The organism is Motilibacter rhizosphaerae, assembly GCF_004216915.1.
In the GTDB taxonomy this organism is placed as follows: domain Bacteria; phylum Actinomycetota; class Actinomycetes; order Motilibacterales; family Motilibacteraceae; genus Motilibacter; species Motilibacter rhizosphaerae.
This window is the reverse complement of sequence record NZ_SGXD01000003.1, coordinates 656,799-677,685: the sequence shown is the minus strand read 5'-3', so window position 1 is coordinate 677,685 and position 20,887 is coordinate 656,799. Positions and strand designations below refer to the sequence as shown.

15 protein-coding genes are annotated in these 20,887 nt (G+C 76.0%); 5 read left to right on the top strand and 10 right to left on the bottom strand.

The features are described 5' to 3' along the window. Positions 1-49: 49 nt before the first annotated feature. The 4 genes from EV189_RS13935 to EV189_RS13920 form a co-directional block, all read right to left on the bottom strand. Positions 50-2,125 (bottom strand): glycosyltransferase, encoded by a 2,076-nt coding sequence (locus tag EV189_RS13935; protein ID WP_130493527.1) that lies wholly within the window; start codon positions 2,123-2,125, stop codon positions 50-52. Further along, positions 2,122-4,491: a glycosyltransferase family 4 protein gene (locus EV189_RS13930; RefSeq protein ID WP_130493526.1), complete on the bottom strand. Its 2,370-nt coding sequence runs from the start codon at positions 4,489-4,491 to the stop codon at positions 2,122-2,124. The genes EV189_RS13935 and EV189_RS13930 overlap by 4 nt, the downstream gene beginning before the upstream one ends. A 296-nt stretch (positions 4,492-4,787) precedes the next feature. Further along, entirely contained in the window at positions 4,788-5,435 is a 648-nt protein-coding gene (locus EV189_RS13925) for a hypothetical protein (protein ID WP_130493525.1), read from the bottom strand. Between the two features lie 94 nt (positions 5,436-5,529). Then, positions 5,530-7,305 carry a DUF4012 domain-containing protein gene (locus EV189_RS13920; protein ID WP_130493524.1) on the bottom strand — a complete coding sequence of 592 codons (1,776 nt, stop codon included), beginning with the start codon at positions 7,303-7,305 and terminating at the stop codon, positions 5,530-5,532. A gap of 249 nt (positions 7,306-7,554) precedes the next feature. On the opposite strand from EV189_RS13920, the gene EV189_RS13915 reads away from it, so the two are divergent. Both EV189_RS13915 and pth read left to right on the top strand, forming a co-directional pair. Further along, positions 7,555-8,202, top strand: coding sequence for a 50S ribosomal protein L25/general stress protein Ctc (locus EV189_RS13915; protein WP_130493523.1), 648 nt, complete (start codon positions 7,555-7,557; stop codon positions 8,200-8,202). Between the two features lie 3 nt (positions 8,203-8,205). Beyond that, entirely contained in the window at positions 8,206-8,799 is a 594-nt protein-coding gene (gene pth / locus EV189_RS13910; protein ID WP_130493522.1) for an aminoacyl-tRNA hydrolase, read from the top strand. Positions 8,800-8,904: 105 nt separating this feature from the next. Here the strand turns inward: pth and EV189_RS13905 are convergent, their stop codons facing one another. The 6 genes from EV189_RS13905 to EV189_RS13880 all read right to left on the bottom strand — a co-directional run bounded on the left by EV189_RS13905 (position 8,905) and on the right by EV189_RS13880 (position 16,122). Beyond that, on the bottom strand, positions 8,905-9,948 hold the full coding sequence (locus tag EV189_RS13905) for an alpha-hydroxy acid oxidase (protein ID WP_231116380.1): 1,044 nt from the start codon (positions 9,946-9,948) through the stop codon (positions 8,905-8,907). Next, complete coding sequence (rfbF, locus tag EV189_RS13900) at positions 9,945-10,778, bottom strand: glucose-1-phosphate cytidylyltransferase (RefSeq protein ID WP_231116379.1); 834 nt, start codon at positions 10,776-10,778, stop codon at positions 9,945-9,947. The genes EV189_RS13905 and rfbF overlap by 4 nt, the downstream gene beginning before the upstream one ends. A 140-nt stretch (positions 10,779-10,918) precedes the next feature. Further along, positions 10,919-11,863, bottom strand: coding sequence for an NADP-dependent oxidoreductase (locus tag EV189_RS13895; protein WP_130493521.1), 945 nt, complete (start codon positions 11,861-11,863; stop codon positions 10,919-10,921). A 78-nt stretch (positions 11,864-11,941) separates the two neighbouring features. Next, positions 11,942-12,790 carry a helix-turn-helix domain-containing protein gene (locus EV189_RS13890; protein WP_130493520.1) on the bottom strand — a complete coding sequence of 283 codons (849 nt, stop codon included), beginning with the start codon at positions 12,788-12,790 and terminating at the stop codon, positions 11,942-11,944. A gap of 71 nt (positions 12,791-12,861) precedes the next feature. Further along, the gene (ppc, locus tag EV189_RS13885) at positions 12,862-15,621 is read right to left on the bottom strand and encodes a phosphoenolpyruvate carboxylase (RefSeq protein ID WP_130493519.1); all 2,760 of its coding nucleotides are present in this window, start codon (positions 15,619-15,621) and stop codon (positions 12,862-12,864) included. 81 nt (positions 15,622-15,702) lie between these two features. Continuing rightward, a complete protein-coding gene (locus EV189_RS13880) occupies positions 15,703-16,122 on the bottom strand; it encodes a hypothetical protein (RefSeq protein WP_130493518.1) in 420 nt (139 codons plus the stop codon). Between the two features lie 373 nt (positions 16,123-16,495). On the opposite strand from EV189_RS13880, the gene EV189_RS13875 reads away from it, so the two are divergent. The 3 genes from EV189_RS13875 to mfd all read left to right on the top strand — a co-directional run bounded on the left by EV189_RS13875 (position 16,496) and on the right by mfd (position 20,870). Then, complete coding sequence (locus tag EV189_RS13875) at positions 16,496-16,771, top strand: WhiB family transcriptional regulator (RefSeq protein WP_130493517.1); 276 nt, start codon at positions 16,496-16,498, stop codon at positions 16,769-16,771. A 5-nt stretch (positions 16,772-16,776) separates the two neighbouring features. After that, complete coding sequence (locus tag EV189_RS20260) at positions 16,777-17,202, top strand: ATP-binding protein (RefSeq protein WP_165400302.1); 426 nt, start codon at positions 16,777-16,779, stop codon at positions 17,200-17,202. Between the two features lie 155 nt (positions 17,203-17,357). Then, complete coding sequence (gene mfd, locus EV189_RS13870) at positions 17,358-20,870, top strand: transcription-repair coupling factor (protein WP_407938145.1); 3,513 nt, start codon at positions 17,358-17,360, stop codon at positions 20,868-20,870. Positions 20,871-20,887 lie beyond the last annotated feature (17 nt).

Sequence of the window (20,887 nt, the reverse complement as noted above, 5' to 3'; positions counted from 1 at the left end):
CGTGGGACCCAGGACGTGCATGATCACGGAGAGGGGTGGGGCGCGGGCGTCAGCGCCCGGCGAGCAGTCCCCGGTAGACGCGCTCCACGTCGTCGGCCAGCCGGCCGACGGTGAGGTCCTCGACGCCCTCGCGGGCGGCGGCGCGCAGCTGGTCGGCGAGACCGGGCTCGCTGAGCACGCGCACGACGGCTGCGGCGAGCACCTCCGGCTCGCCGGGCGGCACGAGCAGGCCAGCGCGGCCGCCGTCGAGCATGTTGGGGTTGCCCGCCACGTCCGTCGCCACGATCGGGCAGCCGGCCTCGCGAGCCTCGGCGAGCACGAGCCCGCCGGGCTCGTGGTGGCTCGCGAGCACGAAGACGTCGGCCTCGGCCAGCCACGCGTCGGGCCGCGGCTGGAACCGCTCGAAGACCACGGCGTCGCCGAGCGCGAGCTGCTCGGCCTGGCGCTCGAACTCCTCGCGGTCCGGGCCGTCGCCCACGAGGTAGAGGACGGTGCCGGGGACGGCCGCGCGGACGGCGGGCAGCGCCGCCAGCAGGTCCTGGATCCCCTTGCGCTTGTTCATGCCGCAGACCGTGACGACGTTGGGGTGCGCCAGCCCGCGCGGCGGGAGGGGCTCGCGCGACCGGCTGCGGGCGCCGTCGACGGTGCCGTTGCGCAGCACCCGGATCCGCTGGGCGGGGAAGCCCTGCGACAGCAGGTGCTGGCGGCCGGCCTCGCTCAGCACGATCGAGGCGGAGGCGTAGCGCATGAGCTTCGCCTCGGGGCCCTCGTTGTGCACGGTGGCAACGAGCGGGACGCGGGTGCCGGCGAGCGCGGCGCGCGCCAGCAGCACGCCGGTCACGTTGTGGGCGTGCACGACGTCGGGGCGGACCCGGGCCACGATGCGCCGCAGCCGTGCGGGCGCCAGCGCGAAGGACGGCGAGCGGCGGCGCTGGTCGAGCGCGGCCAGGCGCACGCCGTGCTGCTCGAGCACCCGGGCCCAGCCCCCGCCCTGCGAGGCGACGGTGACCTCGTGCCCGGCGTCGGCCTGCGCGCACGCGAGGTCGACGGTGACGTTGTTGATGCCGTTGCCGAGCTCCTCGACGTCGTTGAGGACGTGGAGGATGCGCAGGCGGGGCAGCGTGGCGAGCGGCGCCGTCGAGCGGTCCTCGGGAGCCGCGCTCGTCCCCGCGGGCATCTCGGGCCGGACGCCGCGGCGCACGTCGCGCAGCGCCGCGAGCTGGCCGCGCAGCGAGGGCAGCAGGCGCGCGGCCGTGGCGGGGTCGCGGCGCGCCAGGGCGGCCGCGGCGCGGAGCAGCCCCGGCGTGGCCCTGTCGCCGACCAGCAGGCCGAACGCCGCGCGCCGCACGAGCAGCTCCGGGCGGTAGGACAGCAGGCAGAGCACGAGGTTGTACGCCTCGTTGCGCACCGCGACGGGCTGCGGGCGGTGGCGCTGGTCCTCGTCGAAGCGCGGGCCGTGGTAGTGGTCGACGACCGCGGCGGGGTCGAGCACGAGCCGCCAGCCGAGGGTGCGCGCGTGCAGGGAGGTCGCGACCTCGAAGTGCACCTGGGCGCCGGAGCCGGGCAGCGAGAGGGGCAGCGCGAGCGCCGGGCGGCGGAACGACATGTTGACGCCCTTGAGCACGTCGGCGTCGCCGGCCGGCCCCTCGACCACGTGGTGGAACCCGAGCAGGCCGCCCCACGCGGTGAAGCGCCCCGCGCCCGCGACCGTACGGGCCGGCTCGTCGGGCGCGGGGTGGTTCACGTCGCGCCCGCCCACGCCGCCGACCTGCGCGTCGTCGTAGTGCGGCAGCAGGGTGGCCAGCCAGTCGGGGCGCGGGACCGCGTCGTCGTCGGTGAAGGCCACGACGTCGCCGGTCGCGGCGTCGACGCCGCGGGCCATGGCCGCGAGGACGCCGGGCTCGGCGACGACGGCGACGTCGACCCGCCCGACGTACGCCTCGAGGGCGGTCCGGGTCTCCTCGTCGGTGTCCCGGCGCACGACGACGACCTGGTCGGCCGGCCGGTCCTGCGCCAGCAGCCCGTCGAGGCAGCGGACGAGCAGGTCGGGGCGCCGGTAGCTCGGCACGACGACGCTGATGGTCCGAGCTCCCGCGTCCTGCGGAGCCAGGGTGTTCGGACTCACGCGAGGACCTCCCGGTAGACCTCGAGGACCCTCGGGGCGAGGACCTCCGGTGCGAAGTCGGCCGCCCGCGCGCGGGCGGCGCTGCCGAGCCGCGTCCGCAGCCCGGGGTCGTCCAGCAGGCGGGTGAGCGCCGCGGCGAGCGCCACGGCGTCGTCGGGCGCGACCAGCAGCCCGTCGCGCTCGGAGGTGATGATCTCGGCCGGCCCGCCCGCGGCGGTGGCGACGACGGGCAGGCCGGCGGCCATCCCCTCGACGACGACCTGGCCGAACGGCTCCGGCGTGACGGAGGCGTGGACGAGCACGTCGAAGCCCGCGAGCTCGCCCTCGACGTCCTCGCGGAAGCCGCGGAACTCCACGCGGTCGGCGATGCCCAGCCGCTCGACGTCGCGGTGCAGCCGCGCGACGTAGTCGTCCTCGCCGAACATCGCCGTGCCGAGGAGGACCGCGCGGTGCGCGCTGCCCGCCGTGGCCGCGGCGAAGGCCTCGAGGAAGACGTGCTGGCCCTTCCACGGCGCCAGCCGGCCGACCATGCCCACGACGAGCGGTCCGTCGCCGCCGCGGGCGGTCGCGGCGACGCTCGGCTGGTACGGGTCCGGCACGACCCGCGCCGGCCGCCGCAGCGGTCCGAGGGTGCGCAGGGTCTCGTCGCTGTTGGCGAGCACCGCTGAGGGCAGCCAGCGCGCCGCGGTGCGCACGAGGCGCACGGCAGGGCCGGGCAGGTAGTCGTCGGCGACCCGGTCGCGCGCGTGCCAGACGACGGGGACGCCGGCGAGCCGCGCGGCGAGGCTGCCGTAGAGCGCGGACTTCAGCGAGTTCGTGTGGACGAGGTCGGGCCGCTCGGCGCGCAGCTCGCGGGCGAGGCGGAGGACGTACGCCGCGGTCCCCACCGCGCTCGCCACCGGCAGCCGGCCGCCGACGCGGTCGCGGGACAGCCCGCGGGCGTCCTCGGCCATCGGGCGCACGTCGACGCGGATGCCCGCGGCGCGCAACCGCGGGACGAGCGGGCCGTCCTCGCCGAGCACGACGTGGCGCTCGACCCCGTCGAGCGACTCGAGCATGCGCAGCAGGGCGATCTCGCCGCCGGACAGCGCCGCGCAGTGGTCGAGGTAGGTCACGCGCAGCGGCCGGTCGCCGGGACCGGCGCTGGCCGCCGCGGTGCGCGCCGCAGTCCCCGCCGCCTCGTCCGCGGCCAGGGCGTAGACCGCGAGGTTCTCCTCCGCCGCGCGCGCCCAGCTGAAGGTCTCCGCGTGCGCCCGGCACGCGTCCCGCGAGGGCAGGTCGCCCACGAGCGCGGCGCGCAGCCGTTCGGCGAGCGCCGCCACGTCCCCGGGCGGCACGACGAGGCCGGTGCGCTGGCCGCCCTCCAGCCCCTCGACGACCTCGGGCAGCCCGCCGACCGCGGTGACGAGCACGGGCGTCCCGGTCGCGAGCGCCTCGACCGCGGCCAGCCCGAACCCCTCGAGGCTGAGCGAGGGCAGCACGCACGCGTCGGCGGCGCGGTAGAGGTCGACGAGGTGCTCCTCGGTGACCCGGCCGAGCAGCCGCACGCTGCCGGAGACGCCCAGCTCGGCGGCCAGCGCCGCGAGCGCGGGCGCCTCGGGCCCCTCGCCCGTGAGCAGGAGGGTCGCGCCGGGCGGGGGCGGGAGCTGCGCCCACGCGCGGAGCAGCACGTCGAGGCCCATCCGCGGCACGAGGCGCCGGGCGCTGACGACGACGGGGCCGCTGAGGCCGAGCCGCTCGCGGGCGCCCTCGTGGTCGGGGGTGAACCGCTCGAGGTCGACGCCCGGGCGGACGACGTGGACGCGCTCGCGGTCCACGCCGTACCCCTCGACGAGCAGGTCGGCAAAGGCGGTCGAGAGCACGACGAGGCGGCGCGCCCGGCGGTAGACCGCGCCCTCGAGGGCCCGCTTCGCGCGCACGGCGGCGCCCTGCCGGGTGCCGGCGGCGAGGGACTCGTCGGCCCACGGCCCGTGGAAGTGCACGACGAGCGGGCGGCGGCGCCAGGCGCCGGCGAGGACCGGCCAGGCGGCGTACAGCGCGAAGTGCGCGTCGACGACCCCGGCGTCCTCGCGGGCGGCGGCCCGGGCATAGCCGCGCAGCCGCTGCGCCAGGGGCGCGGTCTCGTCGCCGACGACCCGCGCGGAGGCGGGCGCCTCCGTGGCGGGCGCCAGGACGAGCACCCGCGGGGCGGCGCCGGCGGCCTCGAGGGCGCCGTGCAGGTCGCGCAGGTAGCGGGTCAGCCCGCCGGGGGTGTCCCAGCTCATCCCCACGAGCACCGGGCGCAGCCGCGCTGCGCTGCTGGTCGTGCTGCCCCAGCTCCCCCCGGGTGCCTGCGCACGCTCCTGCGCCGCGCCGTCCGTCCCCACGTCCCGTGCTCCCGTCCTCGCCTGCTCCGACCCGTACGGCAGCGCTGCCCGTCCCAGGCTAGGGGGACCGGGAGCGCCGTGGACCCGCTGCACGCAGCTGGTCCGGGCACCACCCGGTCGGCCGTCACCCGGTCGGCCGTCACCCGCTCGCTCTCATCCGGTCGCTGTCTGACGGTCGCGGTCATCTGGTCGGGGCGCCACCAGCGCGGGCAGGGCGTCTCACGCCGACGCGCCGCCCTCCCGCCCGGAGGCGGGGGAGCGGCGCGTCGTGTGGTGCTGCTGCTCGGGACCGGGCGTCAGGCCCGGCGGCGCCGCGCCGCGAGGAGGGCGGTGCCGGCGCCCAGGAGGAGGAGCAGCGCGCCCACGCCACCGAGGGCGAGGGCGTTGCCGCCACCGGTGTGCGCCAGGGCGCCGTGGGCCGGGAGGGCCGCCGGGCTCTGCTCGGCCGACTTGCTCACCAGCGGGGCGCTGGACGGGCTGTCGGAGGCGGTGCTCTCCGTCGGCTCGGCCGAGGCGGAGCTCGTCGGCGCGGTCGAGGCGGAGGTCGTGGGCGTGTCGCTGGCCACGACGTCGCTCGGCGACGGCGCGGGCGCCGGAAGGGCGCACTGGCCGGCCGGGACCGTGTAGGAGACCGTGGCGCTGGTGTCGCTCGGCGGCGTGGGCCCGGTCGCGGTCAGCGTGCTGCCGCTCAGGTCCTTGCCGGCGACCGGGATGCCCGCGGTGCCCGACGCGTCGGTGGTGACGGTCTGCGTCGCCCCCTTGACGCTGACGGTCACGCTCGAGGTCGGCGAGAAGCCGCTCACGACGACGGTCTTCGTGCTGTCGTTGCAGGTGACCTGCGGCGACGTCGTCGGGACGTACGCCGCGCGCGCGGTCGCAGGGACCGCCGCACCCACCACCACGAGCGTCCCCGCCACTGCGAGCCGAGCTCGACTGCTGATCATGTGTTCCCCCCGGACATCCGGTCTGCCCCCGCGTGCACCCCATGGTGCGCCTGCCGAACCGTACCAAGCCAGGACGTGCCGCGTCCCGCGCCCGTCAGGACGACTTCGTGCACGGCGCGTCGCCGGTGCTGACCGAGAGTGGCTGGACCAGAGGCTGCGCCCACACCCGCGGGCGCTGCGCCGCGAGGGCGCCCTGCACCTGCAGCCGCACGGGCACGCGCGCGCCGGCGTCGACCAGGACGACGACCGAGGCGACCACCCACCCGCGCTCGCTGCCCAGCTGGGCCGCCACCTGCTGCCCGCCGACGCTCGCCCCCGTGACGCGGCTGCCCTGCGGCAGGTAGAAGGAGACGAAGGCGCGCTGCTGCCCCAGCGGGTGCCGGCCGGGGTCCACCCGCGAGGTGACGTACGCCGGCAGCCCCGAGCGCGGCGCGGAGCTGCTGAGCTCGAGCTGGACGACCGCCGAGGGGCTGCCCGCGCTGCAGTCGCGCGACCAGCGCAGCGCTCGACCGGTGTAGTAGTCGAGCTTGCTGCCGCCCGCGTCGTTGACGACGAGCCCGAGCCCGGGGGCGGCGCTCGAGGGGAGCGCCCCGCCGATGGCCATGCCCTGGAGCCGCCGGTCGACCGCCGGGTCGCCGGGCATGCCGGCGAGCAGGCGGTGCTCGTCGAGGGCGCGGCGCAGCGCGGAGACGAGCGCGCCGGTGTCCCCGCCGCCGGCGAGCACGCTGCGGAAGCCGGTGACGACCAGCTCGCGGATCCGGGCGTCGCGCACGGCGAGCCGCGGGTACAGCGCGTACTGGTCGCGCAGGACGAAGTCGGCGGCCTGCTCGGGGCGCACGACGCGCCCGTCGCCCAGCGTCACGGGCGTGCCGACCGCCTGCAGGACGTACTGGAAGACCTCGGGGTCGAGGGCGAGCACGCCGTCGACGTGCTGGTGGTAGAGCCGCTGGTAGAGCGCGGCCCAGGTGGCCGCGGCGTACGGGAAGTGCGGGCTGACCCCCGAGTTGATCCCGGCGGACTGCGGGGTCCAGGCGGCCCACAGCGCGCGGTAGTCCGCGGGGGCGCCGATGTCGACGGGGGAGTCGTCGGGGACGTCCATGCCGTCGTTCATGACGACCCGCGCGAGGTGGATGCGCCCGTGGTCGACCTCGACCACGGCCGCTGCGCCGAGCAGGCCCCCGGTGCCGCGGGCCTCGACGGGGGTCTGGAGGGCGACGAGCCAGCGGCGCAGGCCGTCCGCGCCCAGCGCGGAGGGGAGGACCGCCGCGGCGCCGTCGATGCCGCGCAGGGTGGCGACCAGCTGGTCGACCGAGCCGAGCAGCTGCGTGCGGGCGTCGCGCACGGCGCCGAGGCGGGCGTCGTCGGGGGTGCGGTGGAGCGCGGCCTGGACCGTACGGGCCGCCCCGAGGGCCGCCGTGATGCGCGGACCCACCTGCTGCAGCGGCGCGACGTCGATCCGGTCGCCCTGGCGCAGGCGGCGCGGGTCGATGCCGGCGCTGGCGGCGACGAGCGGCGTCAGCACCTGGCGGGAGAGGTCGTCGGCCGCGACGCTGATCACCCGCGCCGTCGTGACCGAGCTGCCGACGACCGGCAGGTGCGCGGCGAGCGACCACGCCGTACCGGCCGTGCGCTGCCGCGCGTCGGCGGTGTGCCGGGCGGCGGCGGCGACAGCGGTGCTCGCGCCCGTCGTGTCGCCGTCGAGCGCCCGGCTGCGGGCCTGCTCGAGCTCGGTGCGCGCCTGGACCAGGTCGTCGCGCGCCGCCGACGCGGACGAGCGCAGCTGCAGCCCGAGCACGGCGCCCACCGCGACCAGCGCCAGCAGGACCAGTCCGGCGGCGCCGAGGAGCGTCCGGCGACGCGGCTTGAGCACTCGGCGAGGCTACCCGCGCACGCTGGGTGGCGCCGGACGCTCGCGCCACGCCCACCCGTCCGCCGCGGGGTCGGGAGGCGGACGGCCGGCCCAGGCACCGCGGAGCGCCGAGGGGCCGGCATCGTCTAGACTCGACCAGCCTCGGCGAGGGACCGTGCGGCTCAGACTGGTGTCGCGAGATCCGTCATCGACGAGCAGCGCGCTGCTCCCTGCCCTGGCTCCGACCAGCGACACCCCAGGAGCAGCCCCGTGACCGAGATCCGCATCTCCGCGCAGACCCGTACCGAGTTCGGCAAGGGCGCTGCCCGCCGCACCCGCCGCGCCGACCAGGTGCCCGCCGTCGTCTACGGCCACGGCCTCGCCCCGCGCCACGTCGCCCTGCCGGGCCACGACCTCATGCTGGCGCTCAAGACGGCCAACGTCCTGCTCGACCTCGACCTCGATGGCGAGTCGGTCCTGGTCCTGCCGAAGGCCGTCCAGCGCGACGCCGTCAAGGGCCACATCGAGCACGTCGACCTCGTCGTCGTGAACCGCGGCGAGACGGTCACGGTCGACGTCCCGCTGCACAGCACGGGCGACGTCGCCGGTGGCGGCACGCTCGTCGTCGACACCCAGACGGTCACCGTCGAGACCTCCGCGTCCGCGATCCCCACCTCGGTCGAGTACAGCGTCGAGGGCCTCGAGGTGGGCGCTCAGGTGCACGCCGGCGACCTCTCGCTGCCCGAGGGCACCACGCTCGCCGAGGGCGGCGAGGTCCTGGTCGCCAGCGTCATCGGCGAGACCACGGCCGAGCAGCTCGACGCCGAGACCTCGGCCAGCGAGGCCGAGCTCGGCGTCGTGCGCGAGACCCCGGACGCCGAGGCCGAGGCCGACGCCGCTCCCGCCACCGAGGGCTGAGCCCTGGCGGACGGCGCTGCCGAGCCCTGGCTGGTCATCGGGCTCGGCAACCCCGGCGAGGAGTACGCCGCCACCCGGCACAACGCGGGCTACCTCGTCGTCGACGCCCTCGCGGCGCGGGCGGGCGGGCGCTTCGGGGCCTCCCGCCGCGTCCGGGCCGACGTCGTCGAGGGCCGCATCGCCGGCCCCGGCAGCCTGCGGGTCGTGCTGGCCAAGCCGCACACGTACATGAACGAGTCGGGCGGCCCCGCGGCCGCCCTGCGCGACTTCTACGGCGTCCCGGTGGAGCGCACGGTCGTCGTGCACGACGAGCTCGACCTGCCCTTCGCCGCCCTGCGCTGCAAGCTCGGTGGGGGTGACAACGGCCACAACGGGCTCAAGTCGCTGCGCCGCTCGCTCGGCGGCGGGGAGTTCTACCGCGTGCGCGTCGGCATCGGGCGCCCGCCCGGGCGCCAGGACCCGGCCGACTTCGTGCTGAAGCCGTGGTCGAGCACCGAGCGCAAGGAGCTCGACCTGCTGGTCGAGCGCGCCGCGGACTGCGTCGAGGCCCTCGTCACCGAGGGCCTCGAGCGCGCGCAGCAGCAGTTCAACGACTGAGCGCGGAGCAGCTGCGCGGGTGGTCCCCTTCGAGGGAGCGGAGCGTTCCGCTCCGTCCTGGGGTACGGAGCGCTCCGCTCCGCGGAGGCACCACCCCGGGCTCCGTCAGCGGGTGACGAGGCCCTCGGGCAGCTCGGCCACGCTGCGCGCGCCGGCCAGCGCCATCACGTGTGCGAGGTCGGCGCGCACCGCGTCGAGGCACTGCGTGACGCCGGCGCGGCCGGCGGCGGCGAGCGCCCAGAGCACCGGGCGGCCGAGCAGGACCGCGCTGGCCCCCAGCCCGAGCGCGACGAGGGCGTCGACGCCCGTGCGCACGCCGCCGTCGACGAGCACCGGCACCTCCGCGCCCACCGCCTCGACGACCTCGGGCAGGGCGAGCGCCGTGGGCACCGCGCGGTCGAGCTGGCGGCCGCCGTGGTTCGACACGAGCACCCCGCCTGCCCCGGCGCTGACGCAGTCGCGCGCGTCGTCGCCGCGCAGCACGCCCTTGACGACGACGGGCAGCCCGCTGACCTCGTGCAGCCACCCGATGACGTCGAGCCCGATGCCGGGGTCCTGCTCGGTCGCCCGCTGGTCCACGACACCGCCGGCCACGTGCTGGGCGAGGTTGGCCAGGTGCAGCGAGCCGACCGAGAGGCCCTCGGTCGTGCGCTTCTTCAGCCCGACGTACGGCGTGTCACCGGTGAGCACGAGCGCCTTCGCGCCGTGGGCGGCGGCCCGGCGCACCAGACCCTCGGTCAGCTCGCGGTCGCGCATGACGTAGACCTGGAACCACCAGTCCGCCCCCGACCCGGCGGCCGCGACCTCCTCCAGCGGCACCGAGGAGCGGGTGGACAGGCACAGCAGCGACCCGGAGTCGGCGGTGCCTGCCGCGGTCGCGACCTCGCCGTCCGGGTGCGCCAGCCCGTGCAGGGCGCTCGGCGCCACGACGACGGGCGCCGCGAGCCGCGTGCCCAGCACCTCGGTCGAGGTGTCGACCTCGGCCACGTCGCGGAGCACCCGGGGGCGCAGCCGGTAGCCGCGCCACCCGGCGAGGTTGGACTCGAGGGTGATCTCCTCGCCCGAGCCGCCGGCGTAGTAGTCGTAGGTCGAGCGGGGCAGCGCCAGCTCGGCCTGCGCCTCCTGCCGGGCGAGGACCCGCAGGGTCACGCCCAGACCTTCCACGGCGCGACGCCGCGGTCCCAGAGCCCGTTGAGCTCCTTGTAGTCGCGGAAGGTGTCCATGCCCATCCAGAAGCCCTCGTGCTGGAACATCGAGAGCTGGCCCTGCTCGGTGACGCGGGGCAGCGTGCTCGTCTCGAGCATCGAGTCGGGGTCGTCCTCGACGTACTTGTCGAGCACCTCGCGCTCGAAGACGAAGTAGCCGCCGTTGACCCAGCCCGCGGTGTCCGTCGGCTTCTCGGCGAAGGCCGTGACGCTGGAGGACTCGAGGTCGACCTTGATCTCGCCGTAGCGGCTCGACGGGTGGACCGCGGTCACGGTGGCGAGGCGCCCGGCCGCGAGGTGGTGCTGCAGCAGCGCGCTGACGTCGACGTCCGCGACGCCGTCACCGTAGGTGAGCATGAAGCGCTCGGCGTCGACGAGGTGGTTGGCCACTCGCGCGAGCCGCGCCTCGGTGTAGGTCGTCACACCGGTGTCGACGAACGTGATCTCCCAGTCCTCCTCGACCTGGCTCTCGTGGACGACGGGCTCGTTGTCGCCACCGAGGTGGAGCGTGAAGTCGCTGGCCTGGAGGCGGTACTCGAGGAAGTAGCGCTTGATGGTGTCGGACTTGTAGCCCAGGCACAGCACGAAGCGCCGGTGCCCGTGGTGGGCGTAGGTCTTCATGATGTGCCACAGGATCGGCTTGCCGCCGATGTCGACCATGGGCTTGGGCAGGTGCTCGCTCGCCTCGCGGAGGCGGGTGCCCATGCCACCGCAGAGGATGACGACGGGGATGTCGGCGGCGTCGGCTCCAGCCGTGGCAGCGCTCTCGCTCACTACGGGACCTCTCGTCTGCGCTGGCGCGTCGCCCGCGTCATCGCTCACAGTAGCGGCGGGGCACCGGCCGTTGCCTGGTGTCCGGACTTCCGGGCACCCGAACGGACGCAGGGAGTGACGACCCCGGGGCGGGCGGGCGGTCAGGCGGTCGGGGCGACGACGACGACCTTGCCGGGCAGCTCACCGGCGGCGGCGCGGACGTGCAGGGCGGGCAGCTCGGCGAGGGCCACGCGCTCGGCCACGTCGACGACGAGCTCGCCCGTGCTCACCCGCGCGACGAGGTCGGCGAGCTGGTCGGCGTCGCTGCGGACGTACAGGTCGATGCCCTGCACCCCGCGCGCCTCGTCGGACGGGGCGGGCATCCACACCGTCGTGTTGACGAGCCGCCCGCCGTCGCGCACCAGCGAGGTCAGGGCGGCCAGCTGCTCGGGCGCGACCGGCGCGAGGTTGAGCACGAGGTCGACGGGCTCGGTCACGGCCTCCGTCACAGGCGTCGCGGTGTGGTCGACGACCTCGTCGGCGCCGGCGCTGCGCACCCTGTCCGCGCTGCGCGGGCTGGCCGTGGCGATGACGGTGGCGCCGGCCTCCTTCGCGAGCTGGACGGCGTACCCGCCGACGGCGCCGCCCGCGCCGTTGACGAGGACCCGCTGCCCCGCCGTGAGTCCGCCGTGGTCGAACAGCGCCTGCCACGCCGTCAGCCCGACGAGCGGCAGCGCCGCGGCGTCGGCCAGCGGGATGCCCTTCGGTGCGCCGGTCAGCACCTCGGCGGGGGCGAGGACGTACTCGGCGGCAGCTCCGGGGGCGGTCATCGGCAGGAAGCCGACGACCTCGTCGCCCACGGCGACGCCCTCGACGTCCGGGCCGAGCGCGTCGACCGTGCCGGCGACGTCGATGCCCGGGGTGTGCGGCAGCTCGACGGGGATCGGGCCCTGCATGGACCCGGCGCGGATGGTGCCGTCGACGCCGTTGAACGAGGTGGCGGCCACCCGGAGGCGGACCTGCCCGGGGCCGGGGACGGGCTGCTCGGCGTCCTCGTAGCGGAGGACCTCGGGGCCGCCGAACTCGTGGAAGCGCACTGCCTTCATGGCTGGACCTGCTCTCGCTGGGGCCAGGACCGCCGCTCGGTCCCGGGGACATCCCCACCGTCGCAGGTCCGCGCGCTCTCATCCTGGGCCGGACTGGCCCACCTCCAGCACCGCCGGGCCCTCCGCGGCCCCGACCACCTCGGCGAGCCGGGCGGCGTCCGCGGAGCCGGGCGCGGCGGTCAGCATGAGCGCCGCGAGGTCGTCGCCGGGGATGGCGACGAGGTTCCCGAGCAGCGTGACGGACTCCCCGTCGGGGTGGACGAACGTCGCGCTGCTCTCGTAGGCGTCGACGGGCCGCGGCGACCGCCAGAGGCCGTCGAAACGGCGGCTGCGCGTGCGCAGCTCGTCGAGCAGCGCGGCGAGCGCGGTGTCGCGGGGGTAGCGCAGGGCGGTGCTCCGCAGCTGCGCGACGAGGACCGCCTCGTGGTCGGTCGCGTCCGCGTCCGACTGCTGGAAGGCGCTGAAGGGGCTGCAGAACGTGCGCCACGCGATGTTCCAGTCCCAGGCGTCGCCGGGGAGGTCCCAGTGCCCGAGGGCGAGGAACGCGCTGTTGACCGCGACGAGGTTCATCGCGGCGTCGGAGACGAACATCGGGGTGCCGGGGAAGCGCTCGAGCAGCCGGGTGGCGCCGGGGCCGACCGTGGTGGGCACCTGTCCGGCCGCCGCGGCGTACCCCGCGAGCGCGCAGAGCCGCTCGTAGTCCGCACGCCCGGCGTGCAACGCTCGCGCGATCGCGTCGACGACGCCGATCGAGGGGTGGCTGCGGCCCTGCTCCAGGCGACGGACGTAGTCGGCCGACATCCCGGCGAGCTCCCCGAGCTCCTCGCGCCGCAGCCCGCTCGTGCGCCGTCCGCCCGGCCGCAGCCCGACGGACTCGGGGGCCGTCGCCTCCCGCAGCTGGCGCACGGCCGCGCCGAACTCCTCCACGCGCGCCAGTCTGCCGACCGGGGCTCGGCTGATCAACGCCCGCCTCCCCCCGTCCGCTGGTCGGACCCGGCTCAGCCGGTGTTGCGCAGCCCCGCCGCGACGCCGTTGACGGTGAGCAGCAGCGCGCGCCGCAGCTCGGGGTCGACCGCGTCGCCCGCCGCGCGGGCCCGCTCCAGCAGCGAGACCTGGAGGTAGGAGATCGGGTCGAGGTACGCGTCGCGGACCTGCAGCGTGCGCAGCAGGGTCGGGTTGGCCCCGAGCAGCTGCGACTCCCCGGTGACGCGCAGCACCTCGGCGACGGTCCGCTCGTGCTCGGCGACGATGTCGTCGAAGATGCCGCGCAGCCCGGGCTCGACGAGGGAGTCGATGTAGTGCCGGGCGATGCGCAGGTCGGTCTTGACCAGCGTCATCTCGACGTTGCTGAGGAAGTTGCGGAAGAAGTCCCACTCCTGCCACATCTCCTGCAGCGCGGCGCCGTGGCCGGCCTCGCGCGCGGCGGCGAGGCCGGTGCCCACGCCGTACCAGCCGGGGACGATCTGCCGGGTCTGGGTCCAGCCGAACACCCACGGGATGGCGCGCAGGGCGGAGAGCCCGGCGTCGGCGGAGGGCCGGCGGGAGGGGCGCGAGCCGATGTTGAGGTCGCCGAGCATCTCGACGGGCGTGGACTGCGCGAAGTACGTCGCCAGCTCCGGCCCGCGCGTCAGCCGGCGGTAGGTGTCCTCGGCCGCCCCGGCGAGCAGGTCCATGACGGCGTCGTAGCTCTCCAGCACGCCCGGCTGGACCCGCGACTCGCGGTGCAGCACGGTCGCGGTGAGGGTGGCGGCGAGGGTGAGCTCGAGGTTCTCGCGGGCCAGCGACGGCAGGAGGTACTTGTCGCTGATGACCTCGCCCTGCTCGGTCAGCTTGATCTCGCCGTCGAGCGTGCCCCAGGGCTGCGCGAGGATCGCGTCGTAGGTCGGGCCGCCGCCGCGCCCGACGGTGCCGCCGCGGCCGTGGAAGAGCCGGAGGCGTACGCCGTGGCGGCGCGCGGTGTCGCGCAGCCGGCGCTGGGCGCGGTGGATCCCCCACTGGGACGCGGCGATGCCGGCGTCCTTGCTGGAGTCGGAGTAGCCGAGCATGACCTCCTGCACATCGCCGCGCAGCTCGACCAGCCGGCGGTAGGACGGGTCGGAGAGCAGCTCGTCGAGGATGCGGTCGGCGGCCTTGAGCTCCTCGCCGGTCTCGAGCAGCGGGACGAAGCCGATGCGGGCGACGCCGCCCGGGAGGTCGACCAGCCCGGCCTCGCGGGCGAGCAGCACGGCGGCGAAGACGTCGTCGGCGTGGTGGGTCATCGAGATGATGTACGACTCGACGACGGCGGGGCCGAAGCGGTCGAGCACGTCGGCGACGGTCTGGAACACCGCGAAGACCCGGGCCCCGGCGGCGTCGAGCGGAGGGGGCGTCGGCGCGAGCGGGCGGCGGCTGCCCAGCTCGGCCGAGAGCAGGGCCTGCCGCTCGGGCTGCGCGAGCGCGGCGTACGCCGGGGCGCCGGGCTCCTGGAGCCGGTCGAACAGCTGGCCCAGGGCCATGTGGTGGGCCTCGGAGTGCTCGCGCACGTCCAAGGTGGCGAGGTGGAGGCCGAAGGCCTCGAGCGTGCGGATGAGGCGCTCGAGCCGGCCGTGCGCGATGAGCGCGCCCTTGTGCGCGAGCAGCGACTCGCGGACGACGACGAGGTCGTCGATGAGCTCCTGGGTGCCGGCGTAGTCGCGGCCGGGGACGTGCGGGCTGCCCGCCGCGTGCCGCCGCCGGGTCGCGGCGATCTTCTCGCGGATGCAGGTGAGCTTGAGGCGGTACGGCTCCTGCTGGTTGAGCCGGCGGTAGCGCGGCGGCACCTCCGGCAGCTTCTCGAGGTCGGCGGCGAGGCTGGCCTCGAGCTCGGGGGTGACGCCGGCGATGCGCGCGTTGGAGGAGAGCTCGGCGCGCAGCTGGTCGACCTCCTCGGCCGCGCCGCGCAGCGCGTGCTCGTGCTGGAGGAGGAAGACGTCGAAGGTGACGCCCGGGGTCACGTTGGGGTTGCCGTCGCGGTCGCCGCCGATCCAGGAGCCGAACGTCAGCGGCTTGGCGAACAGCGGCAGGTCGACGTCGACCCGGGCGAGCTCGTCGACGAGCTCCTCGAGCACGTCGGGCACGGCGATGGCGAACAGCTCGGAGAGGTAGTAGACGGCGTTGCGCGCCTCGTCGATGACCTCGGGGCGCTCGGAGCGCAGCTCGTCGCTCTGCCAGAGCAGGTCGATGAGCTCGGCGAGCCGGCGCACGGTGCGCGGGTCGTCGCGCCAGTCCTCGCGCTCGACGAGCTCGCCGATGCGGCGCAGCTTGGTGAGCACGGTGCGCCGGGCGGCCTCGGTCGGGTGCGCGGTGAACACCGGACGGACCGAGAGGTGCGCGACGAGCTCGCCGAGCTCCTCGCGCGGGACGCCGGCGGCGTCGATCGCGTCGACCGCGCGGTGCAGCCAGCCGCCGAGCTCGGCGCGCTCGCGGCGCAACTGGCGGGTCCGGTGGACCTGCTCGGCGACGTTGGTGAGGTGGAAGAACATGGAGAACGCGCGGGCGAGCAGCGCTGCGGTGTGCACGTCGAGCGTGGCCAGCAGCTCGGCGGCGGCGGTCCCGTCCTCGCGGGCCAGGTGGCGCACCCGCTCGACGAGGTCGCGCAGCTCCTCGCCCTCCTGCCGCACGAGGGTCTCGCCGAGCAGCCGGCCGAGGACGCGGATGTCGGCGCGCAGCTCGGCGGGGATCTCGTCGGTGTCGACGGCAGGGGCAGCGGTCACCGCGGGCTCCTCCTCGTGGGCGGGCACCCTGCCCGGAGGGGCGGGGCGGCGGGTGGACGGCGCTGTCCGGCTCGACGGAACCCTACTGCTCCCCGCTCGGCCGTCGTCCTACAGCCGTACGCGCAGCCGCGCGGTCGTCGACCGGCCGCCGGCCGTGGCCGTGACCACGAGCGTCCACGTGCCGTGGCCGGCGGCGCGGCGGCCGACCCGGCGGTCCCAGCTGAGCACGGTCGTCCCGCGGGCAGCGGTCCGCGAGAGCACCCGCACGGGCTTCGTCGCCCGCTTCCCGCGGGCCGCGGGTGCCTGGACCGACAGGGTGAGCGTCGCGCGCCGGTCGAGCCGGGCCGCGACCCGCACCGCCCGGGCGCCCACCGTCGAGCGGCACGAGCCGTGGGTCGAGACGGCGCAGAGCGAGACGCGCGGGGCGGGCGGCGGGCTCGTGACGGGCGGGCCCGTGACCGGCGGCGTCGTGACGGGCGGGGTGCCGGGGTCGGCCGTCGACGCCACGGGCAGGGCGATGCGCCCCACCTGGTCCAGTCCGGCGTCGACGAACCAGAGGGCGCCGTCCGGGCCGGCGGTGAGGTCGGTGAGGGTGCGGGGCCCGAGGTCGTACGCCGTGCTGCTGAGGTCGTCCTCGACGCGGTCGAGGATCGCGTGCCCGGTGGCGGGGTCCTTCGTCGCGTACCAGAGGTGGCCGTCGGAGCCGAGCGTGAGCGAGCCGGGCCCGACGCCCGGCCCGGGGAGCGGCAGGGTGCACCGGTCGTCGCAGCACGATCCGGATCCTCGGCACGCCCTCGTGGGGCCGACCAGGTCGTCCTCCGGCCGTCCACGCGCTCCTCATCCTCCTGTCACCTACCGTCGACCACTCTTCGTGGACACCTCGTCACCCGCTGGAGTCCCGATGTCCGTGCTGCCCTCGTTCCTCGACCTCGGCACCACCACGCCGTGCGCCGGTCAGCACGCCGTCTTCTTCCCGCCGGTCGTGGCGAAGGAGGGCGACGAGGAGCGCCGGGCCCGCGAGGCCAGGGCGCTCGCCCTGTGCCGGCGCTGCCCGGTGGCGGCCGACTGCCTCGCCTGGGCCGTTGCCTCCGACTGCGGCTCCGGGGTCTGGGGCGGCAGCACCGAGGAGCAGCGCGCCGCGGCGCGCCCGCGCAGCCGCCGCGCGCGGACCGCGTGAGCAGCATGACCCTCGCTCCGCTCCCGCCGCCGCCTGGCGTCCTGCTCGCCCTGCGCGTGCAGATCGGGCTGGAGGGCGCGCACGCCCTCCGTGGCCAGCTGCTCGCCGCGCTGCGCCGGGCCGGCAGCCCCGTCGACCTCCACGACGCCGCGCTCGTCGCCGCCGAGCTGCTCGCCAACGCCGCGGTGCACGCGGGCGGCGACTGCTGCGTGCGCGCGGTGCTCGAGCCCGGGGTGCTCCGGGTCGAGGTGGAGGACCGCGTACCGGCCGACGACCGCCTCGTCGCGGCGGTGGCCCTGGCCCGCGTCGGCGCGCCCGGCGGGCTGGGGGAGAGCGGGCGCGGCCTCGCGCTGGTGTCCGCGACGTGCTCCGCGTGGGGAGTGCTCGCCGTCCCCGGCGGCAAGGTGGTCTGGGCCGAGCTGCCGCGCTGACGCCGCCGGAGGTGCGCGGCCGGGCCCGGTCGCCGCTCCCGCCGTACGCTGGAGGCACCCCCCGACGAAGCCGCGTCCGGGGGTCGTCCGGCTGTCCGCGAGGAGCGAGCGTGAGCCTGTCTGGCCTGTTGGCGGTCGTGGGGACCGAGCCGGCGCTGGCGCGCGCCGTGCGGGAGGCGCGCGAGGGCGCGTCCCCCGAGCTCGAGGTCGCCGCGCCGTCGCCGGTGCGCCCCTTCCTCGTCTCCGCGCTCGCCGCGGACGCGCCGGTCGGCGCCGGCCGCACGGTGCTCGCCGTCACCGCCACGGGCCGCGAGGCGGAGGACCTCGTCACCGCGCTCGGCTCGCTGCTGCGCCCCGAGGACGTCGCGCTCTTCCCGGCGTGGGAGACGCTGCCGCACGAGCGGCTCTCCCCGCGCAGCGACACCGTCGGCCAGCGCCTCGCCGTCCTGCGCCGCCTCGCCCACCCCTCGCCCGACGACCCGTCGACCGGCCCGCTGCGCGTGGTCGTCGCGCCGGTGCGCTCGCTGCTGCAGCCGATGGTCCGCGGGCTCGGCGACCTCGAGCCCGTCCGGCTGCGCCCCGGTGACGAGACCGGGCTCGAGGAGACGGTCGAGCGGCTGGTGGGAGCGGCGTACTCCCGCGTCGACATGGTCGAGAAGCGCGGCGAGTTCGCGGTCCGCGGCGGGATCCTCGACGTCTTCCCGCCGACCGAGGAGCACCCGCTCCGCGTGGAGTACTGGGGCGACACCGTCGAGGAGGTGCGCTGGTTCAAGGTCGCCGACCAGCGCTCGCTCGAGGTGGCCGAGCACGGGCTCTGGGCGCCGCCCTGCCGCGAGCTGCTGCTGACCCCCGAGGTGCAGGAGCGGGCGCGCGTGCTGCTCGCCGAGCACCCCTCGCTCGCCGAGGTCCTCGACAAGCTCGCCGACGGCACCGCCGTCGAGGGCATGGAGGCGCTCATCCCGGTCCTCGTCGACGACCTCCAGCTGCTGCCCGAGGCGCTGCCCGCCGGCGCGTTCGTCGTGGTGTGCGACCCGGAGCGCGTGCGCACCCGCGCGGCCGACCTCGTCGCGACCTCCCAGGAGTTCCTCGAGGCGTCGTGGGCGACGGCCGCGAGCGGCGGCGAGGCGCCGATCGACCTCGGGGCCTCGTCCCTGCGCGACCTCGCGGAGGTCCGCAGCGCGACGCTCGCGGCGGGCCGCCCGTGGTGGACCATGACGCCGTTCGAGACCGACCTCGAGCTGCTCGACGACGACGGCGACGTGCTGCCGGTGGGCGCGAAGGCCGTCGAGGGCTACCGCGGCGACACGCAGCGCGCCCTCGCGGACGTCAAGGGCTGGCTCGGCGAGGGCTGGCGCGTCGTGCTCGTCACCGAGGGCCACGGCCCGGCCGAGCGCACGGTCGAGCGGCTCAAGGAGGCGGGGATCCCCGCGCGCCTGGACCCCTCGCTCGACGCTGCTCCCGACGCGGGCGTCGCCGAGGTCGCGACGGGCTGCATCGAGCACGGGCTCGTGTCCTCGGCGCTCAAGCTCGCGGTGCTCACCGAGACCGACATCGCCGGGCAGCGCACCTCGACCAAGGACATGCGGCGCATGCCGTCGCGCCGGCGCAACCAGGTCGACCCGCTGCAGCTGCGGCCGGGCGACCCGGTGGTGCACGAGCAGCACGGCGTCGGCCGCTACGTCGAGATGGTGCAGCGCACCGTCCAGGGCGCGACGCGCGAGTACCTCGTCATCGAGTACGCCCCCTCGAAGCGCGGCGGCCCCGGCGACAAGCTGTTCGTGCCCACCGACCAGCTCGACCAGGTGACCCGCTACGTCGGCGGCGAGCAGCCCGCCCTCGACCGCATGGGCGGCGCCGACTGGCAGAAGCGCAAGGGCCGCGCGCGCAAGGCGGTCCGCGAGATCGCCTCCGAGCTCATCAAGCTCTACTCCGCGCGCATGGCCACGCCGGGCCACGCCTTCGGGCCGGACACCCCGTGGCAGCGCGAGCTCGAGGACGCGTTCCCCTACACCGAGACGCCCGACCAGATGTCGACCATCGACGAGGTCAAGCGCGACATGGAGCGCACGGTCCCCATGGACCGCGTCGTCTGCGGCGACGTCGGCTACGGCAAGACCGAGATCGCCGTACGCGCCGCCTTCAAGGCGGTGATGGACGGCAAGCAGGTCGCGGTCCTCGTGCCGACGACCCTGCTGGTGCAGCAGCACTTCTCGACGTTCGCCGAGCGCTACGCGGGCTTCCCCGTCGTGGTGAAGGCGCTGTCGCGCTTCCAGACCGACAAGGAGGCCGAGGCCGTGAAGGCCGCGGTCGCCGACGGCTCGGTCGACGTCGTCATCGGCACCCACCGGCTGATCTCCGGTGAGGTGCGGTTCAAGGACCTCGGCCTGGTGATCGTCGACGAGGAGCAGCGCTTCGGCGTCGAGCACAAGGAGAAGCTCAAGCAGCTGCGCACCAACGTGGACGTGCTCACGATGTCGGCGACGCCGATCCCGCGCACGCTGGAGATGTCCATCACCGGCATCCGCGAGATGTCGACGATCCTGACCCCGCCGGAGGAGCGCCACCCGGTGCTCACCTACGTCGGTGCCTACGACGAGAAGCAGATCTCGGCGGCGATCCGCCGCGAGCTCCTGCGCGAGGGCCAGGTCTTCTACATCCACAACCGCGTCGAGTCGATCGACCGCGCGGTCTCGCGGCTGCGCGACCTCGTGCCCGAGGCGAGGATCGCCTTCGCGCACGGCCAGATGAACGAGCACGCCCTCGAGCAGGTCGTGCTCGACTTCTGGGAGCGGCGCGTGGACGTGCTGGTGTGCACCACGATCGTCGAGTCCGGCCTCAACATCTCCAACGCCAACACGCTCATCGTCGAGCGCGGTGACACGCTCGGACTGTCCCAGCTGCACCAGCTCCGCGGGCGCGTGGGCCGCGGGCGGGAGCGGGCGTACGCGTACTTCCTCTACCCGCCGGAGAAGCCGCTGACGGAGACCGCCCACGACCGGCTCGCGACCATCGCGCAGAACAGCGACCTCGGTGCCGGCATGCGCGTGGCCATGAAGGACCTCGAGATCCGCGGAGCCGGCAACCTGCTCGGCGGCGAGCAGTCCGGCCACATCGCGGACGTCGGCTTCGACCTCTACGTCCGGCTCGTCGGCGAGGCGGTCGCGGAGTTCAAGGGCGAGGGCGACACCGCGCCCGCCGAGGTCAGGGTCGAGCTGCCCATCGACGCGCACCTGCCGCACGACTACGTGCCGGGGGAGCGGCTGCGGCTCGAGGCGTACCGGAAGATCGCGGAGGCGGCGTCCGCCGACGACATCGCTGCGGTGCGGGCGGAGCTGACCGACCGCTACGGCGTGCTGCCCGAGCCGGTCGAGAACCTGCTGGCCGTGGCCGCTTTCCGCACGAAGGCACGCGCGGCCGGCTTGCGCGACGTCGCGCTGCAGGGGACGTCGGTGCGCTTCGGGCCGGTCGACCTGCCGGAGAGCCGGGTCATGCGGCTCCAGCGGCTCTACCCGAAGACGCTCGTCAAGCCTGCGGTGCAGCAGATCCTCGTGCCGCGGCCGACGACGGCGCGCGTCGGTGGGCAGCCGCTCCGGGACACCGCGCTGCTCGACTGGGCGGCGACGCTCATCGACGCGGTGCTGGTGGACGCCCCGGCCGTCGCGAAGTAGCGCGACGGCCGGGCGCC